Genomic DNA, 16,903 nt, shown 5'->3' with positions numbered 1-16,903 from the left:
CGGGCCAGGGGCCCGGACGTCAGCGTGCCTCCTTCCGGGTGTCCGTCTGGAGGAAGCCCTGCATGGCGGTGGGGTAGCGCTCGCCCGAGGCCACGCCCGGCGGCGCGATGGCTTCGATGTCCGCCAGGTCCTTCTCCGTGAGCTTCACGTCCACGGCGCCCAGGTTGTCATCCAGGTACTTGCGGCGCTTGGTGCCGGGGATGGGCACCACGTCCTGCCCGCGCGACAGCACCCAGGCGAGCGCGAGCTGCGCGGGGGTGCACTGCTTCTGCCGCGCGAGCCGGTCGATGTGCTCCACCAGCTTCAGGTTGCGCTGGAAGTTCTCCCCCTGGAAGCGCGGCGAGTGGCGGCGGTAGTCGTCCTCCGGCAGGTCCTCGAAGCGCTTGAACTGGCCGGTGAGGAAGCCCCGGCCCAGCGGGCTGTAGGGGACGAAGCCCACGCCCAGCTCACGGCACGTCTGGAGGACGCCGTCCTCCGGGTCGCGGCTCCACAGCGAGTACTCCGACTGGAGCGCGGTGATGGGGTGCACGGCGCACGCGCGGCGCAGCGTCTCCGAGTTCACCTCCGACAGCCCCAGGAAGCGCACCTTGCCGGCCTTCACCAGCTCCCCCATCGCGCCCACGGTGTCCTCGATGGGCGTCTTCGGATCCACGCGGTGCAGGTAGTAGAGGTCGATGACGTCCATTCCCAGGCGCTTGAGGCTCGCGTCGCACGCCTGCTTCACGTAGTCCGGCCGGCCGTTGACGCCGCGCGACTGGGGATTCGCCGGGTCGCGCACGAGGCCGAACTTCGTGGCCAGCACGATGCGCTGGCGGTGGGGACCCAGCACGCGGCCCACCAGCTCCTCGTTGCGGCCGGGGCCGTAGGCGTCCGCCGTGTCGAAGAAGGTGATGCCCCGCTCCAGCGCGTGGAGCAGCGTGGCCTCCGACTCCGCGTCGTCACGGCCCGCGTAGAAGTCCGACATGCCCATGCAGCCCAGGCCCAGCGCCGAAACGGTGAGGCCCTGCCTGCCCAGCTTCCGAGTCTCCATGTGTCCTCCGTGCGGGTGCGAGTCCCTGGGACAATCCTCACGCGAGGCGTGGGAATCCAGGGCAAACGGCCGGGGGAAGGCCCGGCTCATCCCGCAGGCGGCAGCTCGCAACGGAAGGGGAGCGGCTTGGCGGCCGGCGCCAGCCCTTCCGCCCCCAGTACCTGCACCTCCGGCGCGCTCCATCCCAGGTTGCGCAGCGCCGCGGTGAGCCGTCCGCACAGCGCCGCCACGCTGTCCGGGGGCGCGCCCGAAAGCTCCAGCGTGAAGTGCTCACGCGCCACCTGCGTCAGCCGGAACGCGCGCAGCGGGTGGTGCTTGAACACCCACGCCAGCGACCAGGCGTCCACCGCGCGGCCGGAGGGCGTGTGGAATGCGCAGGCCCCGCGTCCGCCAAAGCCCGTCAGCGTCCAGCCGTGGAAGCCGCAGGCGCACGCGTCGCGCCGCACGGTGCCGGTGTCGCCGGGCCGGTAGCGCAACAGCGGCAGCACGCTGGGGCGCAGCCGCGTCACCACGACCTCATCCCCGTCCGGCTCCAGCCAGACGTCCGGCGTGAGCACGTGGAAGCGGCCCTGGTTCGCGTCCTCAAGGCACTCCCACGCGAGCGGCCCCGTCTCCGTGGCGGCGTAGTAGTTGAGCACCGGCGCGCCGCGCTCCTGCCGCCACGCATCTCGCAGCGCGTGCGGCAGGTGCTGCGCGGAGGTGAGCACCAGCCGGGGGGAGGGCACCTCCGGGTGCGCCAGCAGCCAGCGCAGCCCCTCCGGGTCGGAGAAGACGACCGAGGCCTTCACCCGCGTCAGGCGCGCCACCGCGTCATCGCGCAGCACGGAGACGCGGTGCAGGGCGCCGTCGTGGAACAGCGGCAGGCGCACGGAGTACTCCAGCCCGCCCGGCAGCGCGTCCAGCAGCACCACGCGCGGACGCGGCGGGGGCACGGTGCCGGTGCGCTCCGTGAAGAAGCGCAGCACGGCCCACATGAGCAGGCAGTCGCGCCGGTCGCGCAGCACGTTCACCGGGTCGCCGGTGGTGCCGGAGCTCTTCACCACCACGCACTCGTCGGACGTGGCGGGCAGCGTGGGCACGTCCTCCCAGTGGCGCGCGAGCGTGCCGCGGTCCAGCGCGGGGAAGTGCCGCAGGTCCTCCAGGCGCCGCAGGTCGTTCGGGTGCAGGCCCGACTCGCGCAGCACGCGCACGTAGTAGGGCGAACCCCACAGCGCTTCGCGCAACGCCGGCAGGCGCGCTTCCAGCTCCGCGCGGGCGGCGGCTTCGTCCACCATGGACGAGCCGCGCTGGAGGCCCGCCGCCACGTCCAGCGCCCACGGCAGGTGCGGGCGCTGCGTGTGGCTGTCGCGGCGGATGCGGGCCCTGGGCGCGACCCCGAGCGTCACTCGCGCCAGCCCCGTGCCTCGGCTTCCTTGCGCTGGGCCTCCTGGAGCAGCTCCTTGCGCCGGTCCGCCTCCTTCTTGCGCGCATTCTCCACCTTGCGCAGGTCCGTCACGGCCTGCCTGTAGTCCAGCTCCTTGAGGCGGTGCTTGGACTCGGCCTCCGTCTCGCCTTCGATGTCCGCGCCCATGGCCGCCACCCACTTGCGCAGGAACTCCTCCTGGCGGAAGACGTTGGAGCGGATCATCTCCGCGGTGAGCGGGTGCACCTCCTCGAAGAACTGCTGCAGGCGCGCCTGCGGGGTGCGGTCCGGGGTGAGGTGGAGCACCGTCTTCTTGCGCAGGTCGGACACCAGCAGCACGTGCGCGAGCATGCCCACCTGTTCGTGGAACAGTGGGTTCTTCACGCGCTGCTCCAGCTTCGCCCATTCGGGCTGGGACGGGGGCCGCTGGCTGGCCATGCGGAAGGTGTCGCAGACGATGGCCACCGCCAGGTCGTGCGGATACGGCGACAGGATGGGCATGGCCGCCAGCTGCTCACGGAGGTGGGGAATCGAGACCGCCATCATTTCTCCAACAGGGCATCGGCCAGTGCCGCGGCGGCACGGCCAAAGTCAGACATCCATTGCACGGTCGCCAGCCGGAAGCGCGGGCTGCCCAGCACCGGCGCCAGCACCTGCCGCGCGGGGCCGTCATCCGGCAGCGCGAGGAAGGCCACCACCCGGCGCGACCGGTTCATCCCTCGGACAAAGCGCGGCAGCGCGCCCTCCTGCCGCATGTTGTGGAGGAAGTCGCTGTCGGAGATGACGACGCGCAGCGCGTCCGGCCGCTCCTGGGACAGCGCGTCCATCAGCTCCACCGGGAAATAAGTCCCCCCGCCGATGTAGTGCAGGAAGAAGTCGCGCGCGGTCTCCTCGTCGTACATCCACGGGGACACGACGGGGTTGTCCGCCGAGTAGATGATGCCGCGCACCGTGGCGCCCTTGCGCAGCGCGGAGGCGGACAGCACCTGCGCGGCCAGCGTCATCGCGTTGAGGTCCTGCTGCGGGTTGGGCATGGAGCCGCTGGTGTCCAGGTAGATTTCCAGCGCGGGCACGCCCAGGTCCGACGGCGGCGGCAGGTCCGCCTCCAGCTCGCGGCGCAGCGGGTTCACGGCGGCCAGGTGCCCCTGTGCCATCACCGTGAGCGTCCAGTCGATGGTGGTCGGGTCGTCGCCGTACTCCCACGCCTCCGGAATCGTGCGCAGGTAGGGCTCCGGCCTGGATGGCGACGCGGGCAGCTTGAGGATGTACCGGTCCACCAGCCGCCGGTAGTACCGGCCCACCAGCGCCCGCCGCAGCCTGCCGCCGTCGTTGCCGGGCAGGTGCGCCGTCGCGCGGCGGATGGCCTCCAGCGGCTCCGGCTCCTTCGTGTCGTGCGAGTCGTCCAGCCACCCGTTCGCGCGGGCCTCGTTCAGCGCGTCCTCCCACCGGCCGCCGGACTGCACCGCCGCGTCCAGGTCCGCCTCGTCCGGGACGCCCAGGTCGCCGGCCAGCGGGATGCGGAAGCCCACTTCGGAGGGCAGGTCGATGAAGCGGATGAACGCGGCGCAGAAGTAGAGGAATTGCAGCCGTCCGTCGTGCAGCGCGTAGAACGTCTGCACGAACATGCGCGCCTGCGCGCGGAAGCCCGGGTAGGCCTCCTCCAGCTTCGGCAGCAGGGCCTTGGGCACCAGGTGTCCGGGCTCGCGGCGCCACAGCTCTTCGTAGATGGCCAGGTAGAAGCAGAACAGCGGTGACGGGCCCGCCGTGTCCGCGTCCTTCTTCTTGTTCCGCTTGCGCCCGTCGGGCGTGCGCAGGAAGCCCTGGTACACCTGGCACAGGGCTTCGGCGTGGGTGCGCCCCACGAACTCGTTCACCTGGAGGTCGAAGAAGAGGTTGGTGAGCGACTGGCGCAGGCCAGGGATGAGGCGCTGCTCCAGCACGCGCAGCTCCGCGTCCCAGCCCAGCGTGTGCGGGAAGCGCACGTGGTGGCCAATCTCGTGGGCCAGCACGGCGGTGAGGCTGCCGCGCGCGCCCATGCGGGTCAGCAGGTCGAAGTGGACGAACACCTGCCGGCGCACCAGGTCGATGTACGCGAGCGGTTCATCCGGCGTGGCCTCTCCGGGCCGGAAGGGCTGGTGCGGTTCGGGCGGGCTCAGTTGCACGTGCACGTCCCACAGCGCCAGCGCGTCGCGCCAGCACCGCTCCACCTCCTCCGGGGTGAAGGCCGCGCCCGCGCTCATGCCGGGAGGATGACCGCCAGCCACTGGGACGTGTGCATCGTGGCCACCGCGCGCCATGTGTTGTGCTGGGTGCTGTACCAGTCCCCCGCGCGCGGGTCGCGCTGCGCCAGCGAGGTGAGCGCCTTGGGGGGCTTTTCCGTGGAGGGCGCCAGCCGCTCGTTGCAGCCCATGGGCCCCAGCAGGATGGGCTTCTTCGCCAGCCACACGCCCTGGGTGGCCGCGTCGCGTCCGCCGGCGGCGGTGGCGCGGTGCCGGTCGTGCACGCAGATGACGGCGGGCGCCAGGAAGTGCATCTCCCCGGGCATGAAGCGCGCGTCCTCCTGGGACAGGTCCACCCAGTGCGCGGTGGACGTGTCGCCCAGCGGCTGGGTGGGCGGCTCCATGGCCTCGTTGGCGATGGTGTGCAGGTGGCCCTCCAGGTCCTCCAGCGAGGACAGGCTCGAGCCCAGGCGGCAGAACAGCCGCTGCACCCAGGGGGGCGCGGACTCCAGGTTCTCGCCCAGGTTCCACATGCGCGCGAGCGCCGGGGCCTGCTCCTCCCGGCGCAGGTCCGGCAGCAGGCGCGGCAGCAGGTCCGTCCACGCGAGCGTGAAGAAGTTCTCCCTGCCAGCGGACACCGGATACAGGTAGCCCAGGCCGATGCCCTCGGCGCCCAGCCGCAGGTAGTCGCGCAGGATCGCCTCTCCCGCCGCGGCGTCACCGCGCGTGAGCGCCCGGCCCATGCGGACCCCGTGGCCCTTGAGGAACTCGTCCCACAGCGCGCGGTCCCAGCGCACGAACCGGCCGCGGGCCTCCTTCTCCAGGTCGTCGACGAATTCGCTCATGGCTGTTGCCCCTGACCGCCCGGGTTCTCCTTCAGCCACGTCGCGTAGTTGCGGTAGCGGCTGTAGAGGGACTTCAAGTGGATGAGGTCCTCGTACACCGGACCGGACAGCTCCTGGCGGGTCATCAGTTCATTCATCAGCACGGTCACGGCGGACAGGCGCTTCTCCGTGGTGCGCAGGTCCACGCCGGACAGGCCCAGGTCCAGCTCCGCGCGCAGGGCCGCGACCTTCTGGCGCACGGGCGCGTGCGTGCCGTAGCGGGCCATGGCCATGTCGAACATGTTGCGGATCCACGCCACGCGGTCCTGGAGCAGCAGCTTGTTGCCCTTGGCTTCGAAGAAGGGGCTGCGCGCGTTGGGGGTGAGCTTCTCGTGCAGCACCCAGGGGATGATCTGCCGGAAGTCCTCCAGTTCCGTCACGCGGTGGCCCCGGAAGAACGCGAGCGCCTTCGCGAAGTGGAGGATGGTCTGGTACGCGCGCACGCTGGTGCCGTTCTCCGTCTGCGTGCAGAGGTGCACCTTCTTGTCCAGCGGGCACTGTTCGTTGCACACGGCGGACACGGTCTGGCCGGCCAGCTTCAGCGTGTCCTTGTGCTTGAACTCGAAGCGCGGGGACGCCATGCGGCAGAAGTCCAGCTGGCCCAGGAAGAAGGCCACGCGCTCCAGCACGCCCCTGGGCACCTCCACGGCGAGGATGGCGTTGTAGGCCTTCTCCAGCTCGCCGGGCGTGAAGACGATGTCCTTGGGCAGCAGCTCCTCCGGGGACTTGTCGGACTCGATGCGCTGGAGCAGCGTGTCCACGAAGCCGGAGTTGAAGGGCACGGCGCGCACGACGACGTCCAGGCGGTCCTTGAGCGCTTCGATGACCTGGAACGTGCCGCCGCCCTGGTCGTCGTTGGCGGTGAGGAACCAGGACGAGCGGCCGGTGTAGACGTACTGGTCCATCATCTCCGCGTAGCCCTCGCCCAGCAGCGACAGCAGGGCGGACTGGGTCTTGGTGGGGATGCGGTTGTACTCGTCGACAATCTTGACGCGCTGGGTGATCCACTTGCGCCAGCTGACCTTCACGGCGGACAGGTCCTCCGCCTTGAGCATGTCGGAGGGCAGGGGCGCGCCGAGCAGGTCCGCGATGGACAGCTGCGGGTGGCCGCGCTGGATGCCCCGGTGGACGTCCTCGCGGCCCATGCCGGAGAGCAGGGCCATGAGGATGGCGGACGTGGTTTTTCCGCGGCCCGGGCCGCCCACGAGCAGGGCGCGGCGGCAGGTGAAGAGGGTGAGCAGCGGGATGAGGACGAAGGAGCTGTAGCTCATGTCCTCGGGGAGGTGGACCTCGTCTCCGGCGGTGTTCTTGAGCGCGGCGGTGCCGCCGAACTCGATGTCGTAGTAGGGGCAGATGACGGCGTTGTTGGTGATCCACCAATACGCCTGCCGCATCTTGTCGTGGAGGCTGCCGCCGTCGCGCTCGGAGAGGTGGACGCTGAGGCCCTTGTCCGCCGACGCACGCCCGGTGAGCAGGCGCGAGACCCAATCCTGGTTGGCCATGGAGGAGCGGGAGTGTAGCAGCGCGAGCGTAAGGGCGGGGAGCAGGCGTAGGCTGCTCGCATGCTCCCGCGTGGATACCGATACCTGCTGTCCCTGGGCCTGCTCCTGACCGGCGTGGCGTGCCGGAGCCCCGAGGCCCTCCGGAAGCGCGCCGATGCACAGGTGGAGCAGGCCGCGACCCATGCCTGGGCCGGGGAGCTGGCCCGGGCCCGCAAGGAGCTGGCCGAGGTCCTGAAGGATTCTCCCCAGCATCCGGGCGCGCTGAAGGTGCAGACCTGCGTGCTGCTGGAGCTGGGCGCGCTGGACGAAGCCGACCAGGCCGTGTCCCTCCTTCAGGCGACGAGGCCCGACGCGCCGGAGATCGCGGTGCTCGCGGCGCTCGTTGAAGCGCGCCGCCAGACGCCGGTACCGGGCTGGCGGGAGGCGCTGATCCAGGCGTGGAATCGCGCGGGACGCCCGGACCTCAAGGAGTCGGCGTCATTTCCGGCGCCTCGTTCAGAAGAAACGTCCTTCGTCGGGGCGGTGTGGGAGCGAACCCAGTCTCCGGAGATCCGCTTCACCGCGATGCTGGCGGACACTGCTTCGGATGCGCAGCGGCAGTGGCTCGCGGCCCATGTGTCCGAGCTGAAGGACCCGAACCTGCTGCTCGCTGCTTATGAGTACTTCCAGGCCCGTTCCGGTGAGGACGCGCTCGCGGATGTGAGGCGTCAGGCTCGCGAGACGTTGCGGCGCAAGCTTGAGCCCATCGCCGCCGGAGCGAGCGAATCCGAAGGACCGCTGCTCCTGCTGCTGGGGGAGTCCGCGAAGGACGCGCCGCTCACGTCAGCGGACCTCCAGGCGCTGGAGCGGATCGCGGCCCTCCCGCGTTACCGGAGCCTGACGCTGGGCCAGGCGGGGGACGCCGCGAAACAACGCCTCGAATCCACGGGCATCACTCCGCCGGCCATCCGCCTCTTCCAGGCAGCCACGGCTTCGCAGGTCCTGGATGTGACGTTGATCCTGAAGAAGCGGGTGGAGGCGACGAGGGAGCGCCTCTCCCACGAAGAGCGGATCCGATTGGGCCAGGCCGTGTACACCCTGGGCGAGCGCATCGCAGCGGGCCCGGCGTTGATTGATCGCCTGGTGGGGCTCAGCCAGATGCGGCAGGGCGCGGAGTTGATGGAGGACGCGGCGAAGCTCGCCCAGGCGACCCGGGACCTCGAACATGTCCGGGCCGTGCACCAGGCCACGACTTCGCTCCAGGTCGACACATGGCCCCTGCCGTCACTCCATCGCGACTGGGTTCAGGCCGCCCTGGACGATGAATGGAAGAGTCTGAGCGCCCTCGTCACACCCTGAACAGCGAGGTACCCGTGGCTTTGCCTCATCTGGAAGTGATTCACGGTGTCATCGTGTCGAGCACACCGGAGCTCCGCATCGCGCTCCCGGACGGCAGGGACCTCGCCGTGACCGCCACGGCGGAGCAGGTGGCGCGGGCCTCTGGCTTACGAGAGGTCTCCGCGATGGTCGTCATGAGCCCCAGTCCCCGGCTCATCTGGATCCGTCAGAAGGGTGCCGACGTTCCGGTGCCTCCCGCCGGGGAACGCGACGCGCACGCCCTGCGCAAATGGAGTGAACTGCTCCGGAGGCTGGCCCAGTGAGCGACGACGCGCAGCCGTATGACCGGTTTTGTGGCCTGACCCGGCTCCAGGAATTGCAGGCCAAGGGCATCGCCGCGCACGGCGGAAGATTGGGCGTCCGCGATGCGCTGGGCCCTGGCGCGACCCTGGGCGCGGCCTGGACCGCGGAGGAGTACGGCGCTCCACCGGAAGCGGTCCCGGGGCTGCTGTTCGCCGTCTACCTGCTCTTCTACATCGCGACGAAGCAGGTCTTCGTGGATGGGAACAAGCGCATCTCCTGGCTCGCCATGTGCGAGGCCCTGGCCTGCATGGGCCTGGAGGTGGACGCGACCATCGATGAAGCGGAAGCGCTGGTGATGGCCATCTCCAACAACCGGTTCAAGGACGTCGAACCGGTATACCTCTGGGTGGTCGAGCACCTGCGCGAGCTGCGCGTCGGCACCTAGAGCGTCACCAGTCCCAGCCGTGCCGCGCGCACCACGGCTTCCGTGCGGCGCTGCACGCCCAGCTTGGCCAGCACCGCGTTCACGTGGAACTTCGCGGTGTGCTCGCTGATGTCCAGCCGGTCCGCGATGGCCTTGTTCGACAGGCCCTCCGCCAGCAGGCCCAGCACCTCGCGCTCGCGCGGCGTCAGCGTGTCCGGCCCTGGCGCTCCCGACGGCGCCGTGCTCCTCGGCGCGGCGCGCACGTGGGACAGGCCCGGCTCGAACACCGTGAGGCCTCGCGCCACCGCGTGCAGCGCGGCCCCCAGCATCCCCGGTGCCACGTCGCGGAACAGCAGGCCCCTCGCGCCCGCGCCCAGCGCCAGCTCTCCCGCCGCTTCGTCCGCCACCAGCGCCAGCACCGGCGCGCCCAGGTCCGGCGCCGCGCCCTCCTCCAGCCGCAGGCCCGTGTCCCAGAGCACCACGTCCGGCGGCTCGCCCCGCGCCGACTCCAGCTCCACCTGCGTGCCCGCCGCCACCACCGTCCAACCTTCCGCCTGGTCGCTCAGCGCCCGTGCGAGCGCACCCCGGGCCAGGGGGTCCTCCGACACGAGCGCGAGCCTGGGCGATGACGAGGGCGCATCCAACATGAGCCCCTCATCCCTAACCGCGCCCGCCGCGTTCGCCACACCGCGCGGCGCCAGAACGCCGTCGCTTCCCTCGGGGGCGCGCTCCTGTGAAGAATCGTGAAGTCCGCCCGGGAGGGGCACGCCATGACGATCCGGACAGCGCGGTGGTGGGTGGCGGTACTGCTCCTCGCGGGCAGCGCTCAGGCGGCGAGCCCCTATGCCAAGCGCGGCGAGGAGATCGTCACCCTCGTGCGCACCCGCTTCGTCGACGCGGCGAAGGGCGCCGCCTGGGCCGACGCGCACCAGGGCTACGCCGCCGGCGCGAAGGACCTGGAGGACTTCACCCGGCGCACGAACGCGGCGCTCGCGGAGCTGAAGGCCTCCCACACGGCCTACTACCCGAAGGAGAGCCCCGCCCACGCGGCGGTGACCTCCATCTTCCAGACCTACCTCAAGCAGGAGGACATCACGGCCACCGGCATCGGCGTGGACGTGCGGGAGACCCCGGACGGCTTCTTCGTCCGCCACGTCTTCGCGGACGGCCCCGGCGCGAAGGCGGGCCTCCTGCGCGGGGACCGGCTCGTCACCGTGGAGGGCAGGCCCTTCCATCCCTGGCACGCCTTCAGGAACCGCGCGGGCCGGGCCACGCGCCTCACCGTGGAGCGCGTGAAGGGCGCCGCACCCCTGACCCTCACCGTCACGCCCCGCCGCATGAACCCGCGCAAGGAATGGCTCGCGGTCCAGAAGGCCAGCAGCCAGGTCGTGGAACGCCAGGGCCGCCGCGTCGCCTACCAGCACGTCTACGCGTGCGCGGGCGAGGCGTACCAGCAGGCCCTGGAGGAGGCGCTCCAGGACACCTTCGCGGACGCGGACGCGCTCGTCATCGACTTCCGCGACGGCTGGGGCGGCTGCAGCCCGGCCTTCATCAACCTCTTCAACCCGCAGGTCTCGCTCCTCGTCAACACCGGCCGCGACGGCAAGCCGCATCCCTCCGCGCTGTCCTGGCGCAAGCCGGTGGTGCTGCTCGTCAACGGCAACTCGCGCAGCGGCAAGGAGCTGGTGGCCTTCGCCATGAAGCGCCACCGGCTGGCGACGCTCGTGGGCGAAAGGACCGCGGGCGCGGTGCTGGCCGGCGGGCCACAGAAGCTGTCCAACGGGGACCTGCTCTACCTCGCCGTCATGGACGTGACGGTGGATGGCGAGCGGCTGGAGGGCGTGGGTGTCCCCGTGGACGTGGAGGTCCCGGACGCGCTGCCGTACGCGGGCGGCGCGGATCCGCGGAAGGAGAGGGCGCTGGACGTGGCCGCCTCCCAGGTGAAGGGCTGACCTCCGTCAGCGCAGCGTGACGCCGTGCCCCGGCGCGTCCGGGTCCAGCGTCAGCCGCCCGCCCGTGTACCGGCCGCCGCCCTGGAACGGGTGGTCCGCGATGAACAGCGGCGTGTCCAGGTCCGCGTAGGTGAAGCCGCCCAGGCCCGCCGCCAGGTGCGCGGACGCGGTCATCGCCAGCACGCTCTCCACCATGCCGCCCACCATCAGCTCCAGCCCCGCGGCGCGAGCGAGGCTCCACATGGTCACCGCGTCCACCATCCCGCACTTCATCGTCTTGATGTTGATGCCGTGGCAGGCGTTCTCCCGGATGAGCCGCAGCACGTCCTTCACCGAGCGCGCTGATTCATCCGCGCACACCGACACCCGCGAGCGGCGCGTCACCTCCGCGAGCCCCGCCACGTCCGCCACCGGCTGCTCGAACAGCGACAGCGGCACCTCCGCGCGCTCCAGCTCCTTGAGGAACGCCAGCGCCTCCGCCACGTCGTAGCCCCCGTTCGCGTCCGCGATGAGCCGCGCCTTCGGGGCCTCCTGGTGGATGGCCACCAGCCGCGCCGCGTCCGCGTCCGGGTCCAGCGCGCCGACCTTCACCTTCAGCGTGTCGATGCCCCGCCCCAGGATGGCCCGCGTGGACGCCACCGCGTGCGCCAGGTCTCCGGCGGTGACCGTCATGTCCACGTCCAGCGCCGTCCCCGCCCCGCCGAAGAAGGCGTACATGGGGATGCGGTGGTGCCGCGTGAGCGCGTCCAGGAGCGCGATCTCCACGCCACACCGCGCGGCGGGCGCCAGCGCGAGCGCGTCCCCCAGCGCCTCCGACGCCGGCCGCCACTCCTGGGCGTCGCGGCCCACCAGCAGCTCGCGCACCGGCTCCAGGGAGGCGAGCGTGCTGGCTTGCGTCTCTCCGCTGACCGCCGTGAAGGGCGCCGCTTCGCCCAACCCCACCGTGCCGTCCGCGAGCGTCACGCGGACAAGCACGTTCTCCGCCGCCAGCTGCGCGCCGGTGGCGATGGCGAAGGGCTCCGTCAGGGACAGGTGCAGGGCTTCGAAGGAAACGTGCGTGATGAAGGTAGGGCGCATGGGCAGGCAGGAGTGTGGCCGACGTCCCGGTCCGGAGGGGAGTCTTTCCCATCCTTCCCGCTTTCACTCTTACGTGTCTGTAATTCGAGAAGGTTAAGAAAGATACGAAGACTTGGGCTGGCTTGAGCCGCCGTGCGATTCGTGGCGACATGCGGGCTCCCCGGGGGGTGCGCAGTGCCGGGGCTGCGAGGAGCAGGATGTCGGCGACCGAGACGACCGTGGTCCTCCCGCTCCCGGACGCGCTCCTGGCCGCGCTGGAGGAGGCCGAGCGGGAGCACCCCGAGGCATGCATGGTGCTCCGCGCCGTGCGCTCGCCGGGGGGGGCCATCCTGGACTTCGAGTGGCTGTGGGCGAACCCCGCCGCGTCGCGCGCGCTGGGCCGGGACCCGGAGTACCTGCGCGGCCGGCGCCTGGGTGAAGTGTCGTCGAAGGACGGCATCGCCGGGCGCCTGGACCTGCTGCGCCAGGTGGTGGAGTCCGGCCGTCCGCACGCGGACCACTTCAGCGAAGGGGCCGTGCTGCTGCAGGGCACCGCGGTGCCGCTGCGCGACGGGGTGCTGTTGCGCCTTCGTGACATCACCAGCGCCCAGCGGGTGGAGGAGGGGCTGCGAGAGACGCTGGACTGGGTGCGCGACGTGCTGGAGAGCATGCCGGACGCCTTCTTCACCCTGGACGCGGACTGGCGCCTCACCTACGTGAACCACAACGCCGCCGCGCTCACCGGCCGCTCTCAGGAAGAGCTCTTCCGCCGCGTGCTGTGGGACGCGTGCCCGGAATTGTGCGGCACCCCCTTCGAGCGCACGCTGCGCGAGGTGGCCGCCGAGGAGAGCTACCGCCTGGTCGAGCTGCGCACCGGGCGCGACCGCTGGCACGAGGTGCACGCCTGGTCCAGCGGCCGCAACATCTCCACCTACGCGCGCGACATCACCGACAAGAAGCGCGTGCAGGCGGAGCGCGACGCGCTGCTCGCCCGCGAGCACACCGGCCGCCTGGAGGCGGAGGCCCTGGCCCAGCGCCGCACGCACGAACTCATGGCCGCGCGCGAGCGGCTGGTGCAGTCGGAGAAGCTGGCCATGGCGGGCCAGCTGGCCGCGGGCGTGGGCCACGAAATCAACAACCCCCTGTCCTACGTCAGCGGCAACCTCCAGTTCGCGGTGGAGCAGCTGACGCCGCTGACCCGCAACCCCGCGCTTCCTGGGCTCCTTCCTGGGCTCCCTGGGCTCCAGGACGCACTGGGTGAGGCGCTGGACGCGCTGCGCGAGGCGAAAGAAGGGGCGGAGCGCATCCGCGTCATCGTGCGCGACCTGCAGACCTTCGCCCGCGCGGACGAGCTGCGCCTGGGGCCGGTGGACGTGCACGCGGCGCTGGAGTTCGGCATCTCCATGGCGATGACCCACCTGCGCAGCCGCGCCCAGGTGGAGCGCCACTTCGGCCAGGTGCCGCCCGCGCTGGCGCACGAGGCGCGCCTGGGGCAGGTGTTCCTGCACCTGCTCATCAACGCCGCGCACGCCATCCCCGTGGGCGCCTTCGACCGCCACCGCGTGACGGTCACCACCCGCCGCGAGGGCGCGTGGGTGCTGGTGGAGGTGTCCGACACCGGCCTGGGCATGACGCCGGAGGTGCTCCAGCGCGCCTTCGAGCCGTTCTTCACCACGCGCCCCGTGGGCGAGGGCAGCGGCCTGGGGCTGTCCATCTGCCTGGGGCTTGTCCGCAGCATGCACGGCGAGCTGACGGCCACCAGCATCCCCGGCCTGGGCAGCACCTTCCAGGTGCGGCTGCCCTGCGTGGAGCCCATCGTTCAGCATCCGGCGGGCCCCGTGGTGCGGCCGCGGGAGGGGGCCTTGCGCAAGCGCGTGCTGGTGGTGGACGACGAGCCTCAGCTCACCTCGGTGCTCCGGCGCATCCTGGGCCGGCAGCATGACGTGGTGGTGGCGCACAGCGGCCGGGAGGCGCTGACGCTGCTGGAGCAGGACGACGCCTTCGACCGCGTCTTCTGCGACCTGATGATGGCGGACCTCACCGGCATGGACGTGCACGCGGAGCTGTCCCGGCGCAGGCCGGAGCTGCTGTCGCGCTTCGTGTTCATGACGGGGGGCAGCTTCACGGAGCGCGCCCGCGCCTTCCTGCAGGCCGTGCCGCTGCCGCGCATCGAGAAGCCCTTCGAGCCGGGCCTGCTGCACTCGCTGGTGGAGTCCTCGCCGCCGCGCACCGGGTAGCGCACGGCGGCGAGAGGCGGTGCGGCTACAGCTTCACCTCGTCGCGCTCCGGCCGCGTGATGTACGCGGTGGTGGGGTTCGCGGGGTCGGCCAGCCGCTTCAGCAGGCTGTCCATGCCGTTGGAGCGCGCGAAGGCCATCTCGTTCTTCGTCACGCCCACCAGCGTGAGCAGCTCCACCTGGCCGCTGGGCAGGGTGAAGTGGCTGGGGCGGTTGGCGTCCTTCACGAAGACGAAGCCCGAGAGCTTCGTCTCACTGCCGGTGAGCGTGCCGTCCACCGGGTAGCGGTGCCCCATGGCGAACAGCCGCGCGCACACGAGGTTGTAGGCCATCATGTCCAGGAGGCGCAGGATGGGCCAGCGCTCCTCCTCGGGCGTGTGGATGACCATCTCGTAGCCCAGGCCGCTGCGGGCGTCGTCCGCCAGCTCCTCGCCGGGGGCCACCGTGAAGGGGTTGGACAGGCCGCTGGTGACGTAGGTCCAATACGGGTGCTCCGGGCTGGGAGGCGCCACGCGCACGCCCATGGGCAGCCAGTTCGGATCCATCTCCGTACCCTGGGCCAGCTCGCTCTCCAGCCACCCCTCCAGCACGCCGGTGCCCTCAAGGAGGTCCACCTCCTCGCGGATGGCGCCGAACAGCTTGGGGTACTCCACCTCGTCGCGGTCCGCCCAGCAGTCTTCGTACCACTGGATGAAGTCTTCCTCTGTCTCCGGGACTTTCATGGGGGCGGACTCTAGAGGTTCACCCCGATTTCACAACTTGAACCGAGCACGGACGGCCACCGGCCGGTGGGCTGGCGGACAGACGTTCAGGTTTTCAGGTTCCGGTGGACCCGGGGGCTGTTGTGGCGGGGGCCCACGGCTTGAGGCCGCAGATGCGCTCCGCCTCCTCCACGGCCGGGGCCAGCCGCAGGCGCTCCATGCGCAGGAAGCCGCGCACGGCCTTGTCCAGGCGTTTGTCGAAAATCAGGTGGGCGCTGTGCACGGCGGTGGGCTCGAAGCCGCGGGACACCTTGTGCTCGCCGCCGGCGCCGGGCTCGAAGACCTTGCGGCCGGCGCGGATGCAGTCGTCCACGGAGTGATACAGGCAGACGTTGAAGTGCAGGAAGGGGTGCTCCTCCGTGCAGCCCCAGTAGCGGCCGTACAGCCGCTCCGGCGTGGCCAGGTTGAAGGCCCCGGCGATGACCTTCCCGTCCTTCACCGCCTCCACCATCTCCACGGTGCCGGGCAGGTCGCGGAAGACGCGCTCGAAGAAGCCCGGGGTGAGCTGCACCTGGCCCCAGGAGTGGCGCTCGCAGGTGGACGTGTAGAAGGTGTACGCGCGCAGGGCGTGCTCCGGCGTCAGGTCCGCCCCACGCACGGTGCGCAGCTGGATGCCCTGGGTGGCCGCGGCGCCGCGCTCGCGCTTGAGCTGGTTGCGGCGCTTGGAGTCGAAGCGGGCCAGGTAGTCGTCGTAGCTCTTGTAGCCCGGGTTCTTCCAATGGAACTGGAGGGTGATCCGGCGCGCGAGCCCGGCCTCCTCCAGGAAGTCCGCCTCCTCGTCCGTGGGGTAGAGCACGTGCACGCCGGAGCAGTCCTGCTCCTGGGCCGTCTGGACGGCGGCCTCCAGGAGGGCCCGGCGCAAGGCAGCGGCGTCTTCTCCCGGGGCGGTGAGGAAGCGCGGCACGGTGGCGGGGGACAGGGGGCCGCCGACGAGGAGCTTCGGGTAGTACTCCACGCCCAGCTGGGCGGCGGCGTTGGCCCAGCCGAAGTCGTAGATGTACTCGCCCATGCTGTGGAACTTGAGGTAGGCGGGCGCGGCGGCGACCAGCTTCTTTCCGCGCCACAGCGTCAGGTGGTGCGGGGCCCAGCCGGTGTCCTCGGTGGCGCTGCCGCTCTCCTCCATGGCGGACAGCCACGCGTGGCGCACGAAGGGGGGCGCGCCGCCGGCGACCAGGGCATCCCATTGGGCGGCCGGGACATCGCGGATGGCATCGAGAATGCGGACCTGGAGCGGGGTGTCGGCGGGCACGGGAGCAGTCTTAACGCGGGCCTGTCTCCTTCGCTCCCGTTCGTCCCGCTGGAGGGCACCCGGGCAGGCAGGCCCGCCCGGGGCGGCTCAGGAGGCCGGCTCAGGAGGCCGGCTCAGGAGGCCGGCTCAGGAGGCCTTCTTGCGGGGCGAGGCCTTGTTCCGGGCGGCCATCACCCGGGCCACGTTGTCTTCAATCCAGGTGGTGAGCGCCTCCACGTGGACGGCGACCTCTTCACCCAGGGGCGTGAGGCTGTAGTCCACGTGCGGGGGAATCACGGGGTGGGCCTCGCGGTGCACGAAGCCGTCCTGCTCCAGGGCCTGGAGCGTCTGGGCGAGCATCTTCTCGCTGACCCCGCCCACCTTGCGGCGCAGCTCGCTGAAGCGGTGGGTGCCTTCTTCCTTGAGCGCGACGAGCACCAGCACGCCCCACTGGCTGGTGACGTGCTCCAGGACGCCGCGCGAGGGACACATGGGCGCGTACAGGTCCCCGCGCTGCTTCACCTTCTCCAGCAATGGACTGCCCTTGCGTGCCTTCATGACGGGACACTTACCATGGGGTGCGTACTTA

The 16,903-nt window shown here is 71.1% G+C and carries 16 protein-coding genes; 5 read left to right on the top strand and 11 right to left on the bottom strand.

From position 1 onward, the window contains the following. Positions 1-19: 19 nt before the first annotated feature. The 6 genes from D7X96_RS03840 to D7X96_RS03815 form a co-directional block, all read right to left on the bottom strand. Complete coding sequence (locus D7X96_RS03840) at positions 20-1,030, bottom strand: aldo/keto reductase (RefSeq protein ID WP_121769007.1); 1,011 nt, start codon at positions 1,028-1,030, stop codon at positions 20-22. Between the two features lie 86 nt (positions 1,031-1,116). Further along, entirely contained in the window at positions 1,117-2,415 is a 1,299-nt protein-coding gene (locus D7X96_RS03835) for an AMP-binding protein (protein WP_121723945.1), read from the bottom strand. Then, the gene (locus tag D7X96_RS03830; RefSeq protein WP_233609959.1) at positions 2,412-2,978 is read right to left on the bottom strand and encodes a hypothetical protein; all 567 of its coding nucleotides are present in this window, start codon (positions 2,976-2,978) and stop codon (positions 2,412-2,414) included. The genes D7X96_RS03835 and D7X96_RS03830 overlap by 4 nt, the downstream gene beginning before the upstream one ends. Beyond that, positions 2,975-4,672, bottom strand: a complete 1,698-nt coding sequence (locus tag D7X96_RS03825) for a vWA domain-containing protein (RefSeq protein WP_120547211.1) — start codon at positions 4,670-4,672, stop codon at positions 2,975-2,977. The genes D7X96_RS03830 and D7X96_RS03825 overlap by 4 nt, the downstream gene beginning before the upstream one ends. Continuing rightward, on the bottom strand, positions 4,669-5,496 hold the full coding sequence (locus D7X96_RS03820; protein ID WP_208647260.1) for a hypothetical protein: 828 nt from the start codon (positions 5,494-5,496) through the stop codon (positions 4,669-4,671). Before D7X96_RS03820 ends, D7X96_RS03825 begins: the two co-directional genes overlap by 4 nt. Further along, complete coding sequence (locus D7X96_RS03815; protein ID WP_121769005.1) at positions 5,493-7,037, bottom strand: MoxR family ATPase; 1,545 nt, start codon at positions 7,035-7,037, stop codon at positions 5,493-5,495. The genes D7X96_RS03820 and D7X96_RS03815 overlap by 4 nt, the downstream gene beginning before the upstream one ends. A gap of 60 nt (positions 7,038-7,097) precedes the next feature. On the opposite strand from D7X96_RS03815, the gene D7X96_RS03810 reads away from it, so the two are divergent. From D7X96_RS03810 to D7X96_RS03800, 3 genes are read left to right on the top strand one after another with little or no spacing between them, the layout of a single operon-like run. Beyond that, positions 7,098-8,375: a hypothetical protein gene (locus D7X96_RS03810; RefSeq protein ID WP_121723949.1), complete on the top strand. Its 1,278-nt coding sequence runs from the start codon at positions 7,098-7,100 to the stop codon at positions 8,373-8,375. A gap of 14 nt (positions 8,376-8,389) precedes the next feature. After that, positions 8,390-8,677, top strand: coding sequence for a hypothetical protein (locus tag D7X96_RS03805; RefSeq protein ID WP_147468221.1), 288 nt, complete (start codon positions 8,390-8,392; stop codon positions 8,675-8,677). Beyond that, a complete protein-coding gene (locus D7X96_RS03800) occupies positions 8,674-9,102 on the top strand; it encodes a type II toxin-antitoxin system death-on-curing family toxin (protein WP_120547217.1) in 429 nt (142 codons plus the stop codon). The genes D7X96_RS03805 and D7X96_RS03800 overlap by 4 nt, the downstream gene beginning before the upstream one ends. Here D7X96_RS03800 and D7X96_RS03795 read toward each other — a convergent pair. Beyond that, complete coding sequence (locus D7X96_RS03795) at positions 9,099-9,728, bottom strand: response regulator transcription factor (protein ID WP_121723951.1); 630 nt, start codon at positions 9,726-9,728, stop codon at positions 9,099-9,101. The two genes, D7X96_RS03800 and D7X96_RS03795, sit on opposite strands and share 4 nt — an antisense overlap. Positions 9,729-9,851: 123 nt before the next feature. On the opposite strand from D7X96_RS03795, the gene D7X96_RS03790 reads away from it, so the two are divergent. Then, positions 9,852-11,033: a S41 family peptidase gene (locus D7X96_RS03790; RefSeq protein ID WP_121723952.1), complete on the top strand. Its 1,182-nt coding sequence runs from the start codon at positions 9,852-9,854 to the stop codon at positions 11,031-11,033. Between the two features lie 6 nt (positions 11,034-11,039). Here D7X96_RS03790 and D7X96_RS03785 read toward each other — a convergent pair whose 3' ends face one another. Next, on the bottom strand, positions 11,040-12,110 hold the full coding sequence (locus tag D7X96_RS03785; RefSeq protein ID WP_120547220.1) for a dipeptide epimerase: 1,071 nt from the start codon (positions 12,108-12,110) through the stop codon (positions 11,040-11,042). A gap of 197 nt (positions 12,111-12,307) precedes the next feature. Here D7X96_RS03785 and D7X96_RS03780 point away from each other — a divergent pair, with 197 nt between their 5' ends. Then, positions 12,308-14,326, top strand: a complete 2,019-nt coding sequence (locus tag D7X96_RS03780; RefSeq protein ID WP_120547221.1) for an ATP-binding protein — start codon at positions 12,308-12,310, stop codon at positions 14,324-14,326. Between the two features lie 25 nt (positions 14,327-14,351). Here the strand turns inward: D7X96_RS03780 and D7X96_RS03775 are convergent, their stop codons facing one another. From D7X96_RS03775 to D7X96_RS03765, 3 genes are all read right to left on the bottom strand, one after another. Then, on the bottom strand, positions 14,352-15,047 hold the full coding sequence (locus tag D7X96_RS03775) for a suppressor of fused domain protein (protein WP_120547222.1): 696 nt from the start codon (positions 15,045-15,047) through the stop codon (positions 14,352-14,354). Positions 15,048-15,141: 94 nt separating this feature from the next. Next, positions 15,142-16,335: a GNAT family N-acetyltransferase gene (locus tag D7X96_RS03770; RefSeq protein ID WP_121769003.1), complete on the bottom strand. Its 1,194-nt coding sequence runs from the start codon at positions 16,333-16,335 to the stop codon at positions 15,142-15,144. A gap of 126 nt (positions 16,336-16,461) precedes the next feature. Then, positions 16,462-16,872: a winged helix-turn-helix transcriptional regulator gene (locus tag D7X96_RS03765; protein ID WP_121769002.1), complete on the bottom strand. Its 411-nt coding sequence runs from the start codon at positions 16,870-16,872 to the stop codon at positions 16,462-16,464. Between the last annotated feature and the right edge of the window lie 31 nt (positions 16,873-16,903).

The organism is Corallococcus interemptor (assembly GCF_003668875.1).
Classification (GTDB): Bacteria; Myxococcota; Myxococcia; order Myxococcales; family Myxococcaceae; genus Corallococcus; species Corallococcus interemptor.
Note: the sequence above shows the minus strand (reverse complement) of the source record. Positions and strands in the feature narration are given on the sequence as shown.